This is a genomic window from Pseudoalteromonas rubra (genome assembly GCF_005886805.2).
In the GTDB taxonomy this organism is placed as follows: Bacteria; Pseudomonadota; Gammaproteobacteria; order Enterobacterales; family Alteromonadaceae; genus Pseudoalteromonas; species Pseudoalteromonas rubra_D.
In genome coordinates this window covers 2550152-2567809 of record NZ_CP045429.1, presented here as the reverse complement: position 1 = coordinate 2567809, position 17658 = coordinate 2550152, and the positions used below count along the sequence as shown (strand labels likewise).

The window sequence follows — 17658 nt, the reverse complement described above, 5'->3', positions numbered from 1 at the left end:
GTTTCAAGAAAGTTTGTTCCCTTAAGTTTTACTTAACCCCGGACAAATGAGTTGTCCGATACAGTAAGTTTGACTAACGGAGCACGGTAATGAACAAAACACTTTCTTTGATTTCTCTGGCATTTATGAGCTTTTCTACTCTGGCTGACGATCAGGACCAAGGCATTCAATGGGGGATTGGCGCAGCAATTGTCTCTCAGGATCAGGGCTATACAGATGTTGGCAATGAGACCATTCTGGTGCCGGCTTTGGCCATTCAGTCTGGCAATTTTTCATTATTAGGACCGCGTGGCAGCTATAAAGTCTGGCAGCAAGAAAATATAGAGTTTTCGGTTGTGGGTCAGTTACGGCTGGATGGTTACGAAGAAGCCGATGGTGATATTTTCCTGGGAATGGAAGACAGGGACATGAGTTTCGACTTTGGGTTTGAAGGGGAGCTGGACACTGAGTTTGGCGAGTTTGGCTTTTCTTTTATGCACGATGTGACCAGCACCCATAAAGGGTATGAGGCTAGTGTAAGTTATGGCGTACCATTTAACGTAGGCGATGGCCGCATTGTGCCCTATGTGTCTGCCAGTTATCTGAGTGAAGATCTGGTTGACTATTACTATGGTGTTCTACCCAACGAGCAACGCGCCGGACGCATGGCTTATGTGGGCGAAGCAACCATGAATGTTGAGGTGGGTGTCTCCAGTGATTGGTTTTTTGGTAAAAACCATATGATTAAGGCTGATCTGAGCTATACCGCCTACGGCAGCGAGATCGAAGACTCTCCATTGATAGATAAATCTGGTGCTGCGCAACTATTGTTGGGGTATGTATATGTCTTCTAAACCCCTTGTTCTGCTGAGTCTAATAGCTCTGCTTGGCTGTCAGGATCAGCAGCGTGACGCTTATGTAGAGGCTGATTCTAATCAGCCAGCTATTCAGTTAGCCACTGTGCTGCCTGAGCGGGTTATGGACGTACCAAAGAAAGTATTTTATGGCCAGATTGAAGGCGCAGAAGACACTCAGCTGGCTGCGCTGAAATCGGGTCGGGTAGAAAAGCTCTGGGTACGTGCCGGGCAGTTTGTGACTCGGGGCACAGCCTTGATGGAGCTGTACGATCCCGTGGCTTATGCGCTACTGGATCAGGCCCGGGCTGAACTCCAGCGGGCAAATGCGGCGTTTACCAATTCCCGAACCGAATTCGAGCGTGCTGAGGCTTTGGTAAAACGTAGCCTGCAAACTCAGTCTCAGCTGGACAAGCTTCGTCGTGACCTGGATATGGCTTATCAGCAGATAAATAAGGCGCAGGCCGAAGTGAATGCCGCGCGTAATCAACTTGCGGAGTTGACCATCAATGCGCCATTTGATGGGGTGGTGAGCGATCTTCTGGTACGTAAAAAAGAGTACGCTGACGCTGGGCAAACGGTAATGAACTTTCAGGCGGCTGATGCGTTACATGCCCGCTTTGCAATCCCCGAAGAGGTGGCCTTAAAAGTTGATGCACAACAGCAGGTAGAGGTATTTGTGCCCGCGTTAAATGAATCAATTAAGGGGGTAATTGTAGAGCGCGTATTGCCGCTGGGGTCTCGTTCTCCTTTCTTTTTTTTGAAAGTCCAACTGGCAGCACAAGAGCAAAGCTGGATGGGCCTGAATGTACAATTACAAATACCGCTTTCAGATCAGCGCTTGTATCAGCTGCCAGGCGGTGTCCTGCATTATGACGAAACAGGTCGGTCTTATGTCGTGCTGCAATCGAGCCCTGAACGACGCCAGTACGTGCAGGTCGTAACAGGGCGAGCCAATCATATATTGGTAAGTAGTGAAGAAGCGCTTGAATTACCGGCATTGGTATTTGCAGACAGTCGGACGCTGCAAACCCCCTCGCTTTATAAGGAGTAAGTTGTGAATAGAACGCCCTGGTTTGTCAACCCACGCCTGATCCTGGGTTTGATATGTATTGTGTGCCTTGCTGGTGTGGGAGGCTGGTTTAGTGCTCCTGAGCAGGAAGATCCCACTTTTCCATATCGCAATGGTCTGATTGTGCTCAATGCCAGTGGCCTCGAAGCCGAGTCTTTGGCGCAGCGTTACATTCGCCCGCTAGAGCGCGTGTTAGCACAAATAGATGAGATCCAGGCCTACAGTGCTCAGGTTAAACATGGCGCTGCGTCACTGGATATTGAGTTAAAAGAAACCGTGTACAACACCGATCAGGTCTGGCAACGGATCAAAGAAAGTATTGCGCCAATACGCCAGAGTAACCCGACGTTGTCGATGACCATCATGGATCGCGTGCAGGACACCCAGGGTATTTTTTTGTCAGTGCGCAGTCGGGGAGATTTGTTGCAGGAGCGCCAACTTGCCATCGCGCTGCGTGACCAGCTATTGGCACTTAGCACGGTACGTAATGCACAGCTGATGGGCGATCCGGGCCAACAGATAGCGGTGGCTTTTTCACAGCAGACTATGCAGCAAACGGGTATTACCCCGTTGCAGATTGCACAGCGTATAGCAGCTGCTAATAATACAGATTCGGTGGCCAGCATCACTGACGACAGAGCTAACCTGATCTTATCTCCGGTGGCTCAGTTAGACTCTACCGATGAATTAAAAAATACCCTGATAGCAACGGCTCAGGGTCAGCAGTTACCCCTTTCAACTTTGGCAGATGTCCACTATCGTACCGACCCCAAAGCCCGAGAGTCTTTCTGGGTTGACGGTCAGCAGCAACTTGGCGTGGCAGTAACCCTGGTACCCAACCGGATCCGTATTGCTCAGGCAGGAGAGCAGATCACCCAGCTGGTTGAGCAGTTTAACCAGACCCATGGCGCAGAGATCGTGAGCATTGAGTTATTCCAGCCCAAGTGGGCCAAAAAGCGCAAAGATGCCCTGATGCAATCTTTAATGCTTAGCCTGATTGCCATTGCCGCTATTTTGTTTATTTTCTTGTCCGCAAGCGGGGCTGTCAGTGTGTGTATTGCAGTGGTGGCTATCACGCTATCTGCCATAGCGGCATTCAGTGCCATGGATGGGGTGTTACACCAGATGACGATTGCAGGACTTATTTTGTCTCTGGGCCTGATGGTTGACAATTGTATTGTGGTTGCCGAGCGGTTTAATCGCCATATTTCGTCTGGCACCGACCCTCTGCACAGCGCCATCCAAAGTATCCATGAGCTATGGCGTCCTTTATGCGCGGCCACCGTGACAACGATAGCGGCATTTTTACCTATGCTCATGGCCAAGGGCAGTGTGGCAGACTTTATTGCCAGTATTCCGGTGATGGTTATTTTGTGTATTGTAGCCAGCTACGCGATTGCATTGACATTGGTGCCGTTGCTTAACCGCTATTTGCCTGTTCGCACACTGAGGGCGTCACGCTGGCAGCAGCAGTTGCAACAACACTTAGAGCGGGGCGCATTGGCTTTATCGCAGTTTACGTTGCAACATAAAGCGCTGACTTTGGTTGCGGCTGTTGGTTTATGCGCCGGATTAATGTCATTGCCACAAGCTGATGGCGAGTTTTTTCCAAAAACCAATCGTAACCAGGCCATTGTGGATGTAGAGCTGCCAATGGGCAGTCATAAACTATATACAGCCAGCATATTGAACCAAATTGCTGAAGACATTAGCGCCCGAGCCGACGTCCAGCGTACCTTAGTGTTCAATGGCTTTTCTGGCCCGAGGTTTTACTACAATTTGGCGCAAAAGCCGGATGAAAGTCATATTGGCCGTGTGGTACTCACTGCACAAACCAATACAGATATGGCTCAGTTAGTTGAACAGCTTAACACCAGCTTGCAAAAAGCGTATCCAGAGGCTGTGTTGCGCGCCCGTGAACTGGGCCAGGGACCGCCATTAGAAAGTACTGTGGTAATGTGGCTAAGTGGTGAAGATTACGATGTACTTCGCCGTGCCGGTGAAGAGGTATTTGCCATGCTCAAAGCAGATGCGCGCTTCGAAGCGCCGGGGAAAGACTACGCAGTCCCCGTACCACAGCTGACGATGACGTTTGATCAGCAACGCCTTAGTCAGTTTGGTCTGACGGAAAGCCAACTCAATGACTATCTGGCCTGGCGCAGTGCAGGCCTGACTATGACGCAAGTGAGTTTTAACGATGAGCCAACAGCGGTGGTATTGTACGACCCGAATTCCAGCCATGACAGCATGGACATGATGAATACTGGTGTACTCACGTCTTTGATAGACAAACCCGTACCAGTGCATGCGCTGGCAGATACTCAGGTACTTGGCCAGCCGGCGCTTCTGGAGCGCAGAAACGGTGTGCCCGTGGTTAAACTGATCAGTGAAGTGGCACCGGGTGTGGATGAGACTGAACTGCTCACTGAGCTGAAGCCAGCACTAACAGCTATTGCACAGCGCTATGGCCTTAAACTGGAGTTTGGGGGCGAAATGGCGGAATCTGGTGAGGCCAATAATGCACTGGTTAAAACGCTGCCGGTTGGCGCATTGCTACTTTTTATAGCCCTGATACTGCAGTTCAACTCACTGCGTTTAACCTTACTTGTGATGCTGAGCATTCCGTTTGCCGTTATAGGTGCACCTGCCATGTTGAGTCTGGCACAGGTTCCGTTCGGGTTTATGTCAGTATTGGGTATTCTGGCATTAGCAGGGATTGTGGTAAATAATGCTATCTTATTGATCGACGGTACTTTGTTTTACGTACAAGGCGGTCAGAATACTCAGACAGCCATCATATTATCGGTACAAAATAGAGTACGCCCTGTTATAGTCACTACAGTTACAACCATAGTGGGCATGCTGCCGCTAACGTCAGCCAGCAGTCCGTTGTGGCCACCGCTGGCATGGGCCGTTATCGGTGGGTTGATCACTTCTACAATACTGGTGCTGGTGGTCATTCCGGTGTTACTGCAACTGCTGTTACCCAAATGTAGTCAGCACTCATCGGCAGATGTGCCACGCCTGGTTAATATATGCACGGAATAACGAGAGAAAGTACTGCACAGTCAGACAATGGAGAACCTAGTATGCGCATTTTGATCACTGAGGATAACCTGCAACTGGCCAGTTTTATCCAGCAGGCCATGACTAAGGAAGGCTATGCTGCTGATATTGCCACCAGTGCGGGTGCATTACATGATCAAATGGCCCTTTGGCACTACGACGCCATTATTCTGGATCTTGGTCTGCCCGACAAAGACGGACTGGATGTGATAGCAGCACTGCGTGGAGCCGAAAACCCGGTGCCTGTCTTGATCTTAACAGCGCGTGGCAGTGTGGATGACCGCATTGCTGGGCTGGACTTGGGCGCAGATGATTATATCAACAAGCCCTTCGACATTGGCGAATTACTGGCAAGAATGCGTGCTTTGCTGCGTCGACCAAGCCAATATACAGGCACTCTGTTGTCTCATGGCAATCTCGCCCTTGACCCAAAATCTCGCAGAGTGACGGTGGGTGGTGAAAACCTTTCTATGGGTAAAACCGAAGTGGCTATTTTGGAATATCTGTTGCGCCATGTTGGGCTGACTGTTGGCAAAGATGCGCTTTACGATGCCATCTATGCGATGGGGTTTGAAGTCACCGATAACGCCTTGCAAGTCGCGGTTCACCGAATACGCAAAAAGCTCGATGGCACAGAAGCTGGCGTGACCATTAAAACGCTTCGCGGCATAGGATACATATTGGCATGAAGATCATTAAAAACTCGCTCGCTCGCAAGATTTATCTGCACTTTATACTAATTGGCTCTGTCGTATTTACCGGCATTGGTGTGATTTTACATTTGTTTTCGATGAACTATGCCAACCTGGCGCTGGAAGTCAGTATGAAGGGGATGAGCGAAGATGTCGCAGATGCACTGCGGTTTGAACAGCAGCAGCTTATATATGCCCCCGATAGCGTGATTGAAAAATGGGGCTATGATGCCCTGTATAATAACTTTGCGTTTCGTGTTATCCGTGTTGCGAATAATGAAGTGTTGCTTCAGTCCGTAAGCAATGATCAAGGCTCGGCTGCGCTTGAAGCGCTGACTGGGGATATTCCGGTTGGGTATTCTCACTTGGCGGGCGTGGACCGCTTTCGTACTGAACTCATGTTGAATGGTCAGGCGCTGGTGTTGGATATGGCGCGCAATGATTTAATCACCGAACTGGCGAACGAAGCTGTGATACCGGCACTTAACCGGGTGACCGCCATTACCATTTTTGCGGCATTTGGGGTGTTTATGCTGGTCGGGTATTTGTCCGTGCGCTCTGTGGTGCAACCGGTAAAAACCGTGGCAGGTCAGTTAAAGCAGATCAAGCCGGAGCAACTGAGCTTCAGGCTCAGCAATGAGGGCCTGCCTTATGAAATTCAGCCCATAGTGAATTCTCTTAATCAGGCAATGGAGCGGGTAGAGGCCGGCTTTGATGAGCAAAAGCGGTTCGTGGCAAACGCGGCCCACGAGCTCAAAACGCCACTGGCTGTGTTAAATACCCGGGTTCAGCTGGCCGATATTGCCCCCCAGATCCGCGAAGAAATTGTCAACGATGTAGCGTATATGACTCGGGTGGTTCAACAGCTACTGGACCTGTCTCGTGCGCAAAACTTTGTGGTGTATAACAAAGTCCCTGTGAGTTTGTCTGCACTGGCGCAGGAAGTGTGTATGATGCTTGCCCCTTTGGCACTGCAGTTTGATAAAGAATTAAGCCTGGATGCGGACCCCGACACAGATCAGATCCTGGCTGACAAAGCCGCCGTGCACATCATGATCAAAAACCTGGTCGAAAACGCCCTGAAACACTCGCAGGATAACGCCAAAATTCAAGTAAAAGTGACCACTACCGAACTGGAAGTAAGCGACAACGGCCCGGGGATCCAATCACAGTACTATGACCGTTTGTTTGAGCGTTTCTGGCGACAAGAGCAATCCACCCTGACCGGCAGTGGACTGGGCCTGTCAATTGTCAAAGAAGTCGTTGATTTTCACGATGCCAAACTCAGCGTTACCTGCAAAAACGAGCAGGGCGGTGCGAGTTTTAAAGTGGTGTTTACTCAGCGAAATGCTTAGTGCGAAAGGTTGATAAAGGAGAGCTGAGCAAAGATGTTACTGGCATTTTCTTTGGCTCCAGTACCAAGAAAGCTGTGGCAACATAGCTTCGCAGTTGTCATTGAAGGCAAAACTAACATTCTACAGCGTCATCCCGCACGGTTTTTGATTCGGGATCTGTTTATACGCAAAGTAATGATTCCTCTATGCAAGTTCAGGGCAGGATCATAAACCAGTATACGAGTCGTTCGAACTCGCTTCGCGTCTCGCGCTCCCAACTCATAGAGTATTCGCCTAAGCAAGTTCTCTTCTTAAGATTATGAAAGATATGATTTTATTCATGCCTTTCATACCCAGAACCAGTGTCTCACTTACCTTGGGGCTTTATATTAGGCTTGAAGGCTGAAACTATAGATGGTAGGTTTTTGATCTAATTATAATAAATTTTATTGGTGGCATGTTGGTTTATTGGTCAATGACCTTATCCGCATTATCACTAATACACTGGTAGAAGCTACCTACCTTTGTGCTTTGCTTCTTTGGATTAGCTTAAGGTAAGGCTAGATAAAGGGTGGACAAATAGTCGACAGTATTAAATGGGGAAGGGATTATGAATTCACATCAAAAATTCATTGCTGAACACACATCTGAAATAGAAGAGATAGTAGCGTACTGGATTCCCAGAAAAAGTGCTTTTTTTCAAGATAAATATCGAGATGTGACCCGTTGGCTCTGTAACTTTAGGCCGAACCAGTGTAAGGCGGCATTGACTTTGCTGGAGAATATTGATTACATCACTGATGATGAGATGCGAGATTATGTAAATATAGCAGCAAAACACATCAAGAAAATATTCAGAGATGATCTAAAAGATGTTTTATTTTATCCACTAGAACTTTCATCTGCTGCAAGTGGTAGTCAGTTTTTATATCAATATGGGAAAGAGCTTGGCTTAAAAGAAAAGAACTTTAAATCTGATGATTTTAGAGCACATTTGAATCGCGATATAGATATTGTTTTTTTTGACGATATCATTGGGTCTGGTAATCAAGCTACGAAGTTCTTTAATAATTATCTGAAAAATGCAAGGGCAAGATGTCATTATGTAGCGCTTCTTGGGTTTGAGAACGGACAGGAAAATATTAGGCGGGATACTAATTTTAATAGCCTGCTCGTAATTCGAACGCTTTATGACGAATGTATGGCATTCAGTGATAATTCGCAGGTGTTCACAACGCAAGAGGAGAAAGAGCTAGTCAAGGCAGTATGTCTTGAATGGGGCAAAAAACTATATCCAGCCCACCCTCTGGGATATGATGATAGTCAGGCATTGATTGTGATGCCTCATAACACGCCAAATAATACATTACCTGTAGTATGGGCTGGGCCAGATAGTGAGTCCTATGAAAAGCAGCCTTGGCACCCTGTCTGGCCAAGAAAAAAGTTATTAAAAAAAAAGACTAAATCTCTTGACCCCCCAGGGGCCTCAGTTATTAGCGAATCCTTTTTTGAAGACATAGCTGAAAACTTTCAGGGCAACTTTGCCCCTTATCACTTTTATACGGCTAAATTAAAAGATGATTGTCAGTGGTATGGTATTGCTCAGCGTTGGGATATTAGGCGCAGTATTGAAGCAGATATTGAGCAACAGATCATAAAATCATTTCACGACGACGTTGATATGCGAGTAGCTTCTGTTGTGAGTGGGGCGGGAGGTTCAGGAAAGTCTACCTTACTTCGACGGATAGCCTTCAACTTAAGCAAATCAGAATATACTGTAATTTGGCTGGAAGACATAGATGATTTTTTCATTAACGCTATGCTGGACATTCCATGGACACAAGGGAAATATTTAGTCTTTATTGAAGATTGGTACCGCTTTTCGGATAACTCTAATCACCTTAACGAACTATTTAATGCGCTTTCTGGTAATCGCTCCGTCAGACTGGTGATAGGAGATCGCTTTCCTGAGCAGAAGCCATACTTAAAGTATTTATTCAACCCTGATAATAACTTATATAGCTTAAAACCAGACGAGAACCATGATCTACTGAGCGCTATTGTTGAAAGGATGCCGCAATGGAGCAGTACACATGAAATAATGTCAAAGAAGGAGGACTACAGTAAGTCAAGCTTGTTTCTTTTGCTATTCATTCTAGCCAGAACGGCAGGAGACGAATCGGCTTTATTTTCACTTGATTGCAACTTGATGAGTCATTATCGGGCGATAATTCAGAGCGATATCAAAAAAATATATGAGCAACACTCTGCACTTGCGAAAGCTTTGGTTTACTGGTCCTGGCTTTATAAAAATAACAAGACTTTACTCCATGAGAAAGACTTTTGTTACTTAGCTGATTTTTTTGATGACTCCACGAAATATGGCACATATTTTAGTCTGGAAGGGAAAGGTGAAGTCAATGAAAGGCTGCGAAGTTATATTAATAAAAGCAGTGAAAATTTTCTAAGTTTCAACCACGATACTCTGGCTGAAGAGGGTATAAGTTATGCAATAGCGCAGGGAATGGATGAAAGCCACTTCTTGCATCGCCAGGTCTTGGATATGGCTTTAGAAAGGTTCTCTGACAGAGTTATATCTGGTCTATTATTGAATCGATTATGCGAAGAGGGTTTTTTCAAGAGTAAAATTGAAAAGCTGTCCTATATTGAACAATTGGATAAACGGGGGTGCACTTCTGATGGCTACTTGCATTATCTTATTAAGTGTGAAGACTTCAATCGTTCCGAAAAAATAATCAACGCAGTTAACCTGCTAGAAAGAAAATCAGCTTTGCCTGTACTGAGTCAAGGTACTATCTGTAGCTGTCTAAACTTATTGCAAGGGCACGAGTCAGGACAGCAGCAGGCACTTCGTTTGTTGGAAAGGGATTCACCTGAAACGCCATTAAATTCAGAAGTCACCTCCAGTTGCCTAAGGCTTCTGAAAGGCCACGAGTCAGGTCAGGAGCAGGCGCTTCGTCTGCTGGAAAGGGATTCACCTGAAACGCAATTAAGTCCAAATGTCACTAGTAGTTGTTTAAAGTTATTACAAGGGCTTGAATCAGGGCGGGAACAGGCACTTCGCCTGCTGCAAAGGGATTCACCTGAAACGTCATTAACCCCACAAGTTATTTGTAGTTGCTTAAAGCTTTTGAAAGGGCACCAGTCAGGTCAGGAGCAGGCACTACGTCTTCTGGGAAGGGATTCACCTGAAACGCCATTAAGTTCAGAAGTCACCTGTGGTTGTTTAAAGTTATTACAAGGGCTTGAATCAGGTCGGGAACAGGCACTTCGCCTGCTACAAAGGGATTCACCTGAAACGCCATTAAGTTCAGAAGTTACCTGTAGTTGCCTAAAGCTATTGGAAGGGCACCAGTCAGGTCTGGAGCAGGCACTTCACCTGCTGGAAAGGGATTCAGCTGAAACGCCGTTAGATCATCAGATTGTCTCTAGCTGTCTGAACCTATTGCAAGGGCACCATTCAGGTCAGGAGCAGGCACTTCGCTTGTTGGAAAGGGATTCACCTGAAACGCCGTTAGGTCACCAGACTATCTCTAGTTGTCTAAACCTATTACAAGGGCTTGAATCAGGACAGCAGCAGGCACTTCGTCTGCTGGAAAGAGATTCTCCTGAAACGCCGTTAGGTTCGGAAGTTACCTGTAGTTGCCTTAAGCTATTACAAGGGCACCAGTCAGGTCAGGAGCAGGCGCTTCGCCTGCTGGAAAGAGATTCACCTGAAACGCCGTTAGGTCACCAGACTATTTCTAGCTGTCTAAACCTATTGCAAGGGCACGAGTCAGGCCAGCAGCAGGCACTTCGCTTGCTGGAAAAAGATTCACCTGAAACGCCGTTAAACCTGCAAGTTATCTGTAGTTGCCTCAAGCTATTACAAGGACACAAGTCAGGTCAAGAGCAGGCACTTCGCTTGCTGGAAAGGGATTCACCTGAAACGCCATTAAGCCCGCAAGTTATCTCCAGCTGCTTAAGAGAAGTGTATGCGCATCCCAAGGCGAAGCAGTATGTGATCAGGTTATTTCAAGAACAGCCAAACTGGAGACAGCTGAATTGGTATGTAGTGTATTATTCCCTGGTAGTTCATGCTCAATTTGAACTTTACACTCCGGTAGTCGCTGAAATTATCAGTGAATATAACCCAGGTAAAACGCCTCGGCATGTTTTTAATCGATATATTCAGGTCCTAAAGATGCCGTTTTTTCATGATCAGGTTTGGGTGAAAACAACACAGAGCTATTTAGACAACTGGAAAGAAAGTGGAAGGCTAATGCTGATTAGTGTACTTGAGGCTTACCAGAGTAAGCCGGAGTTGACGATTAATACTTGTCAGCAGATTCTGAAGTTCTGGGAGGGGGAAATTAATTATCGGCGCTACAGAGATAAGAAGGCATATACATGGAAGCACATTGCTCTGGCCATGGATCATCCTTCGCTCAGCAAAGAAGCAAGAGCAGTAGCCAGAGAAATGATCGCTTATGATTCAAATTATCCGGAAACACTACCGTCAGATCTGCTCTTACATTGCGATCAATATCTAAAGCCCGCTGGCGTATAAATTATTTGTCTAGCTAAGATATATAGTGCTGGTGAATTATTAAGAAATGATAAGTATTGTTTACTGAGCCCAGCCGAGCTATGCACTATTCTTTGCACCCATTTTCAATGGAATTAGGTCTTCAGTCCTATATTATAGTGAAAGTTAAATTTAAAAATAGTACAGGCAAGATATCTTACGTTTTTGATGCATTCAAGTTTAGTGACCTATAAAAAACTGGGTAAGAGCGGTAGGGTTAGAGAAGGTTGAGAACTTTGTTGAATCTTAAAAAATATATAAAACTAATGATTATAAAACCAAAGACACCAAAAAGCTTAGTTATTAAAATTCATCTTTAAAGCATGAATTGTCACAGAAATTGAAGCAAAATGGATGAGAGAGTAACTAAGTACCAATATCTGGTCAGTAAACGCAATGTGCAGGCTACGTGCTCAAGCGTTTGAAAGAGCCAGTTATCAATGGAGCTAAGTACAATGTTGAAAGTTATGAGTTTGGTGTTATTTTGTTTTTCTTTTCAATCCTCGGCCCTGGAGAAAGCATGTAATACGTTGCATTCATTGAATTGGCTGATAGGTAATTGGCATTCTGAAAATAGCAAATCGAAGTTCAATGAATCATGGACTCGAATCAGTGAGAAAACATTTGAGGGCTATGGTCAAACATATTCCATTGTTGAGAACAAAGTGGTGAGTGCCGAAACTCTTCGCCTGGTTGAAATGTCTGGAGAGGTTTTTTATTTAGCTAAAGTTACCAATAATGCATTACCAACGGCATTCAAACTAACAAGCTGCTCAGAAAACTCAGCGATATTTGAAAATTCACACCATGATTTTCCTAAAAAGATTAGGTATCAGCTGAATAACGATAAGCACATCACTGTTTATGTATCAGGAGAGGATGACAAAGGCTTTTCAATAGAGTTCACTAGTAAAAACGGCGGTGCTAGTAACTAGTGCTGAGTACAGAAAAGCAGTGAGTGGATCATTGAGAAGCTTGAGAGTGCCTGGCACTCCATTGAGTATAGGGTATATTGGCTGAGACAACTACACTATTTGACCGCTAAGCTGCGATTTTACTCCATAGCTTGAATGTTACTTATATCTGCCTGTCAATTATTAAAAAGTAGGTCTGAGGGCCTGTTGTGGAATACAAAGATGGTATTTGGGTACGCTTTACCTTGATAATTTAGAACTTTGACACGAATTAGGTTTCGCAGCCACCGCTTGCCAAATTTACCAATGCTAAGCATTGATCATTTAACGAATTCATTTTATGTGATTTTTCTGAAATAGAGCGCTTGTATTAAAACTGCGCTTGGAAAAATTTAGATATTTCCGGAAGCGCAGAAGGTTGGGCTTTAACCTGTGTCATAGATAACCAGTATTATTTAGTTACACAGCCGTGCCAGCCACCATTTGTCCAACAAATAACAGGGTTTGATGGGTTGCATTGTGGATAGACAGAGATTTCTGCACCACCTGCAACTTGTGGCGTTGCTTGGTTAGCTAATTGATTGCTTTCATTCAGTGTCTTTAGGTTTTTCTTTTTTAGTTGTACCTTCATTTTATATTTCCTTATTTTAGATTTTTTATTTTCTAACTCATCAAATGAACCCTGAACGCGATGCTAAAGCTGACTTTTGCTCTGCAATATGTCAGGGCCTGTTTGTACAATAACCAAGTTTTTTTGTGATGAAAAGTTATATTTTATTTATTTTTTTTTTGGAGTGGTTGATTTCTGCTTTTAGGCACAGTTTGTTATTTTGGTCCTTTAATGGGTATTTTAAATATGTTTGAATTTAAGAAAGATGAAAAACATAGATACCCCGATGGGCTACAGGTACCCTCAGAAAACCACGGTTGAATTTGTCTCAGGCGATGAGGGGACTGTATTATTTGTGCCGGTTAATTATACCGGTTTCTTTTAACTAGGACTTCCTGTGCCCGCCTTTAAGTTCTGGTTATGGACGGCTGAATTAGTTAAATAACTTGGCAAGGAACAGCGCTTTGGCGTGCAGACATGAGGAGTAAAGAGAGCCTTACTGTGGGGGGCAGCTAAACCGATCCTTAGTTAGGTTGCTGGTTTTATACTATAACACTAGGTTAGCAATAAAGGGGAAATACAGTTTCGATAACTTTTCTAAGCGTAGAAATTAAATTATATGAGCTGTATATGTACTGTTTGGAGTCGCTGTTTATATAGCGATTTCGTCAGCTATTGAACATCTTCGTTAGAAGAAAATTGCGTCAATGTTCAGTAAATCCGATATATACTCGCTCGTTCTATTATCGTAATGTGGTTACTATGATAATTCGTGCAGTTTATAGAATCGTTTAGTAATTGGCTGGCGAGTACAATGGTGGCTCAGGTAGATGATACGTTCGATGGTGTGTATCATATGGACCCAGATGATTTGGATGATATGCACTGTGAAGTTGCCGCGAGGCCGGGGATCAGTAAAGAAAATGCAGAAGCCATTGTGTATTATGACAAGGCTGAGACGGTTAAAGAATTGGTATCGTTTCTCAATGGGCATGCCAAAATTATCTATGTATGAAGTGTCACTCAAAGAAGAGTAAATTCTTAGGCTTATGACCCTGAATGCTAATTTTAGTCAAGCCTTTAAATATTGATTGGTATGGTGTTACGTGTCACACAGAATAACAATGAAAGGAAAAATTAACTGGATTGATCCGTGGTGGCATCTAAAACAATGCGCCATTAAGGATGCGATACAAAGAGAGCTTGCGTGTGAAGTTGGACCTGAGCATCCATTATGGCAGTGTGAGTTATCAGTGATTGCTAAATCCGAGGCAAATGATGATGTGATAGTTCAACTTGGCGATGGTAGATTTGCCTGTATTCACCTAACCTGGAGCGGAAAAATAGACTCTCAACCAGATCAGTTCCCATCAAGCATGATTTTCGACAATATTGAAAGCCTTCAAATTTACATGAATGAAGTTGCAGCACAATACGCCTAAAAATTGGTTAAATGGGTATGTGGAAAGTTGATTGGCGTTTACGATCCCCGCAAACTGCCAAAGGTTTTAAGGATAACGTGATTTAATGAAGTACCTGATTATTGCACTCTCTATGCTATTTCTAAGCTTCAGTACGAAAGCGAGCGACTGCGAGCATATCTACTCAAATTCATCTTTTTATTTATGTGCCAAGAAAAGTGACGACGATGAGTTATTTCCTTTTCCTGTCTATGATGTTTTTGCCGTACACGTTGGCACAGGTAGAAAAAGCTTTATCGCTAATGAGCGCTTTATTAACGACGTATCTAATGTAATTAAAGTCAGTGGTACAGAGTTTTTCTATAAGGCTTATATGGGTGGAAATAGTCCACCATCAGAGCATCGGCATGTACTCATCATTATCGATGGCAGCGAAGTCAAAAACGCAGGTATTTTCTCTGGATACGCAGACATAGATGACGATAGTGCGCCTGATTACTATTTACTGTCATTATCAGAAATGGGCTCAGCCAGGGCTTTTGATACATATACTAAAGTAAAGCTAGTACTACGGAATAATAAGTTAGTACGTGATAAGTAGTTGTAATCCTCATACATAGAAAGGAGTTTAGCAAATGTTGAGATATGTTTTATTGATTTGGTTGTGTATGAGTTTAATGCAGAGAGTAATGAGATCGACGAACCAGAAGTCGTGGTTGCGAACTTCCTTTCTCAAATGAAAGTAAAGGACTACATTGAAGCCAGTAAGTATATCTCTGACGCAGAATTAAACTGGTTGTTTCAAGTTTCGGTCCGCTTACTGCGAAACCCTAAGTTTTTGGGTATTTATGATCTTGAAGCATTGTCACAGAGCGAGGTTAAAGCGCTTGGAAAAAGTGGAGTCTTTGAACTCTGGTCTCTCCTTGTCTGGGATGCACGAGATAAGAGCTTTGGAAGCTATCAGCCTCAGAATATTTTGGGCACTGTCCAGGAGGGAAGTGCCAGCGCATACGTAGTTGTCCGAGATACTACTCATCCCCACCATGAGGCAATGGTATACACGTTAGTTTTAGAATCAAACGTATGGCGCTTAAAGTTGCCAAGAATTATCAAGGGCTCTGTAACACTTTATGGAAGAATGGTTGACAGTAAATAGAGTCGGCGAGGTGCAGTGTCATATGAGTCTTAAACGAAGTTCGTTCCTGCTGGATATTTTTACTTTCTACCTGTGCTCTCTATTTTTGAGCGGTAAATATCAAAGTTTTCATAATGGAGGGTATTGATAAGGATTTTATTCTGGTACCAGTCAAAGTCGCTACTATCTGATGTCGCGATGAGGCGTTTGGTTTGTTTTTGCTCATCATACTGATATAGCGGATAGCGGCGTGCTGCTGCATGCTGCCATAGCCAGGTATTTGCCTGTTTACGTAAGTTGAAGCGATAATGAGCAATCAACGGAACTTGCTTAATGGTGTCTGAGGTTACCGGTAAGTGAGTCAGACCGGTGAAATAGTCACCATTATTGTCCTGCCACACTGTATCTTCAGGTGTTTTAGCGAACGATACAAATTGCCATTTATGTTGGGCGCTATGAAGTTCATCTGTGCGAATATTGTAGTAATGCACTTGCCACTTATCTGCGCTTTTTATACTGAAGGCAATGCTGTCGTTGTCTTTAACTGAGAGCCCGGTGTAACTCTGTAACTCCCCCATAAACTGCAACAGTTCTTGAGTAGAATTTCCATTAACAGAAGAAGGAAGTTTTACGATGAGAAAAAGCAAGTTCACCGAGTCACAAATCGTTGCCATGATCAAAGAAGCTGAATCGGGTATTTCGGTTCCAGATCTTTGCCGAAAACACGGAATTGGACAGAGCACATTTTATAAATGGCGCTCCAAATATGGCGGCATGGAAGCGTCGGATGTAAAGCGACTGAAAGAGCTTGAAGAAGAGAATCGCAAGCTCAAAGACATGTTTGCAACACTGAGCCTTAAACACACTATGCTTGAGGAAATCGTTGCAAAAAAGCTGTGAGCACAAGCAGGCGCAGAGCGAGGGTTGAGTACTTCCTAGAGCAGTATGAGGTAAGTGTGGCACTTGCTTGTGAGGTTGCAGGACTAAATCGAAGTGTCTATTACTACACGCATAGACGGCCACCTGATGATGAAGTAATCGATGCGTTGCTATTGCTTGTGGAGCGCCATCCTCGCTGGGGTTTGCCTAAGCTGTTTAAACGACTTAGGCATCAAGGTAAAACATGGAACAAGAAGCGTGTTGAACGCGTTTACAATATGCTAAAGCTCAACTTGAGGCGAAAAGGAAAGCGCCGTGTTCCTACACGCAACCCAGAGCCATTGAGTACGCCGGAAAAGCACAATGATTCTTGGTCTATGGATTTCATGAGTGACGCTTTAAGCTTTGGACATCGCTTCAGAACATTAAATATTATCGATGATTATAATCGACAAGCACTGGCCATCGAAGTAGATACCAGTTTGACCACAGAGCGGGTTATCAGAACGCTTGAACGAGTGATTGCCTGGCGAGGAAAACCGTCGCAAATAAGGGTTGATAATGGACCTGAATTTACATCCACCTTGTTGGAGAGTTGGGCTCAGAAAAAAAATATAAAGCTAGAGTTTATTCAGCCAGGTAGTCCTTATCAGAATGGATTTGTGGAGCGTTTTAATCGCAGTTATCGAGAAGAAGTATTAGATTTATATCTGTTCGATTCACTACAACAAGTACGCGAAATCACAGATGAATGGTTAGAAATTTACAATTATGAAAGGCCTCACGATGCGCTGGAAGACATGACTCCAGTTGGCTATCTTGAGGCTGCATAATTCTACTAATGAGCTGTACTAGGTTGGGTGGAGTTACAAATGGTGTCTGAATAAATCACGTTCAAGCAAGTTCTGTAAAGATACTTATACCAATAAATCTCGTTTTCCCTACGAAAAAACTCTCGCTTAAACGCGCTCTTGTTTAGTTTATGAAACTAACAATTCTACATAGTGAAGCCCCAAATCTTGTTTATATTAGGTTTGGTTTCTACAATTTATAACGCTCTTAAAGACCAAACTCAGGCGATAGCGGATTATTGTTATTTGTAAGTTATTTGTGA

At 44.3% G+C, this 17658-nt stretch carries 14 protein-coding genes; 12 read left to right on the top strand and 2 right to left on the bottom strand.

All coding sequences use genetic code 11. The features are described from left to right. Positions 1–89 precede the first annotated feature (89 nt). The 7 genes from CWC22_RS11055 to CWC22_RS11025 all read left to right on the top strand — a co-directional run bounded on the left by CWC22_RS11055 (position 90) and on the right by CWC22_RS11025 (position 12520). Positions 90–833 (top strand): MipA/OmpV family protein, encoded by a 744-nt coding sequence (locus CWC22_RS11055; protein WP_125563765.1) that lies wholly within the window; start codon positions 90–92, stop codon positions 831–833. Further along, the gene (locus CWC22_RS11050) at positions 823–1887 is read left to right on the top strand and encodes an efflux RND transporter periplasmic adaptor subunit (RefSeq protein WP_171044992.1); all 1065 of its coding nucleotides are present in this window, start codon (positions 823–825) and stop codon (positions 1885–1887) included. The genes CWC22_RS11055 and CWC22_RS11050 overlap by 11 nt, the downstream gene beginning before the upstream one ends. Positions 1888–1890: 3 nt before the next feature. Further along, positions 1891–4953, top strand: a complete 3063-nt coding sequence (locus CWC22_RS11045; protein WP_138536584.1) for an efflux RND transporter permease subunit — start codon at positions 1891–1893, stop codon at positions 4951–4953. Between the two features lie 41 nt (positions 4954–4994). Continuing rightward, complete coding sequence (locus CWC22_RS11040; RefSeq protein WP_138536586.1) at positions 4995–5660, top strand: response regulator transcription factor; 666 nt, start codon at positions 4995–4997, stop codon at positions 5658–5660. Continuing rightward, entirely contained in the window at positions 5657–7018 is a 1362-nt protein-coding gene (locus CWC22_RS11035; RefSeq protein ID WP_138536588.1) for a sensor histidine kinase, read from the top strand. Before CWC22_RS11040 ends, CWC22_RS11035 begins: the two co-directional genes overlap by 4 nt. Before the next feature lie 589 nt (positions 7019–7607). Beyond that, on the top strand, positions 7608–11567 hold the full coding sequence (locus CWC22_RS11030) for a primase-helicase family protein (protein WP_195879822.1): 3960 nt from the start codon (positions 7608–7610) through the stop codon (positions 11565–11567). A gap of 473 nt (positions 11568–12040) precedes the next feature. Further along, a complete protein-coding gene (locus CWC22_RS11025; RefSeq protein ID WP_138539847.1) occupies positions 12041–12520 on the top strand; it encodes a DUF6265 family protein in 480 nt (159 codons plus the stop codon). Positions 12521–12950: 430 nt separating this feature from the next. Here CWC22_RS11025 and CWC22_RS11020 read toward each other — a convergent pair whose 3' ends face one another. Beyond that, positions 12951–13130, bottom strand: a complete 180-nt coding sequence (locus CWC22_RS11020) for a hypothetical protein (protein ID WP_049863092.1) — start codon at positions 13128–13130, stop codon at positions 12951–12953. A gap of 751 nt (positions 13131–13881) precedes the next feature. On the opposite strand from CWC22_RS11020, the gene CWC22_RS11015 reads away from it, so the two are divergent. The 4 genes from CWC22_RS11015 to CWC22_RS11000 all read left to right on the top strand — a co-directional run bounded on the left by CWC22_RS11015 (position 13882) and on the right by CWC22_RS11000 (position 15686). Further along, positions 13882–14124 carry a hypothetical protein gene (locus CWC22_RS11015; RefSeq protein WP_138539848.1) on the top strand — a complete coding sequence of 81 codons (243 nt, stop codon included), beginning with the start codon at positions 13882–13884 and terminating at the stop codon, positions 14122–14124. 109 nt (positions 14125–14233) lie between these two features. Continuing rightward, on the top strand, positions 14234–14551 hold the full coding sequence (locus tag CWC22_RS11010) for a hypothetical protein (RefSeq protein ID WP_125563751.1): 318 nt from the start codon (positions 14234–14236) through the stop codon (positions 14549–14551). 85 nt (positions 14552–14636) lie between these two features. Then, complete coding sequence (locus tag CWC22_RS11005) at positions 14637–15131, top strand: hypothetical protein (protein WP_125563749.1); 495 nt, start codon at positions 14637–14639, stop codon at positions 15129–15131. Positions 15132–15194: 63 nt separating this feature from the next. Then, entirely contained in the window at positions 15195–15686 is a 492-nt protein-coding gene (locus CWC22_RS11000; protein ID WP_138539849.1) for a hypothetical protein, read from the top strand. A 59-nt stretch (positions 15687–15745) separates the two neighbouring features. Here CWC22_RS11000 and CWC22_RS10995 read toward each other — a convergent pair whose 3' ends face one another. Beyond that, positions 15746–16243, bottom strand: coding sequence for a hypothetical protein (locus CWC22_RS10995; protein WP_138539850.1), 498 nt, complete (start codon positions 16241–16243; stop codon positions 15746–15748). Positions 16244–16298: 55 nt separating this feature from the next. On the opposite strand from CWC22_RS10995, the gene CWC22_RS10990 reads away from it, so the two are divergent. Then, a protein-coding gene (locus tag CWC22_RS10990; protein ID WP_230090565.1) for an IS3 family transposase occupies positions 16299–17377 on the top strand; the annotation gives its coding sequence in 2 pieces (ribosomal slippage) (positions 16299–16551 and positions 16551–17377; 1080 coding nt in all). Positions 17378–17658 lie beyond the last annotated feature (281 nt).

What these genes read in the sequence shown, in the direction of transcription:
- CWC22_RS11055 (WP_125563765.1), top strand. Translation starts at nt 90, where the DNA reads ATGAACAAAACACTTTCTTTGATTTCTCTGGCATTTATGAGCTTTTCT.
- CWC22_RS11050 (WP_171044992.1), top strand. Translation starts at nt 823, where the DNA reads ATGTCTTCTAAACCCCTTGTTCTGCTGAGTCTAATAGCTCTGCTTGGC.
- CWC22_RS11040 (WP_138536586.1), top strand. Translation starts at nt 4,995, where the DNA reads ATGCGCATTTTGATCACTGAGGATAACCTGCAACTGGCCAGTTTTATC.
- CWC22_RS11035 (WP_138536588.1), top strand. Translation starts at nt 5,657, where the DNA reads ATGAAGATCATTAAAAACTCGCTCGCTCGCAAGATTTATCTGCACTTT.
- CWC22_RS11030 (WP_195879822.1), top strand. Translation starts at nt 7,608, where the DNA reads ATGAATTCACATCAAAAATTCATTGCTGAACACACATCTGAAATAGAA.
- CWC22_RS11025 (WP_138539847.1), top strand. Translation starts at nt 12,041, where the DNA reads ATGTTGAAAGTTATGAGTTTGGTGTTATTTTGTTTTTCTTTTCAATCC.
- CWC22_RS11020 (WP_049863092.1), bottom strand. Translation starts at nt 13,130, where the DNA reads ATGAAGGTACAACTAAAAAAGAAAAACCTAAAGACACTGAATGAAAGC.
- CWC22_RS11010 (WP_125563751.1), top strand. Translation starts at nt 14,234, where the DNA reads ATGAAAGGAAAAATTAACTGGATTGATCCGTGGTGGCATCTAAAACAA.
- CWC22_RS11005 (WP_125563749.1), top strand. Translation starts at nt 14,637, where the DNA reads ATGAAGTACCTGATTATTGCACTCTCTATGCTATTTCTAAGCTTCAGT.
- CWC22_RS10995 (WP_138539850.1), bottom strand. Translation starts at nt 16,243, where the DNA reads ATGGGGGAGTTACAGAGTTACACCGGGCTCTCAGTTAAAGACAACGAC.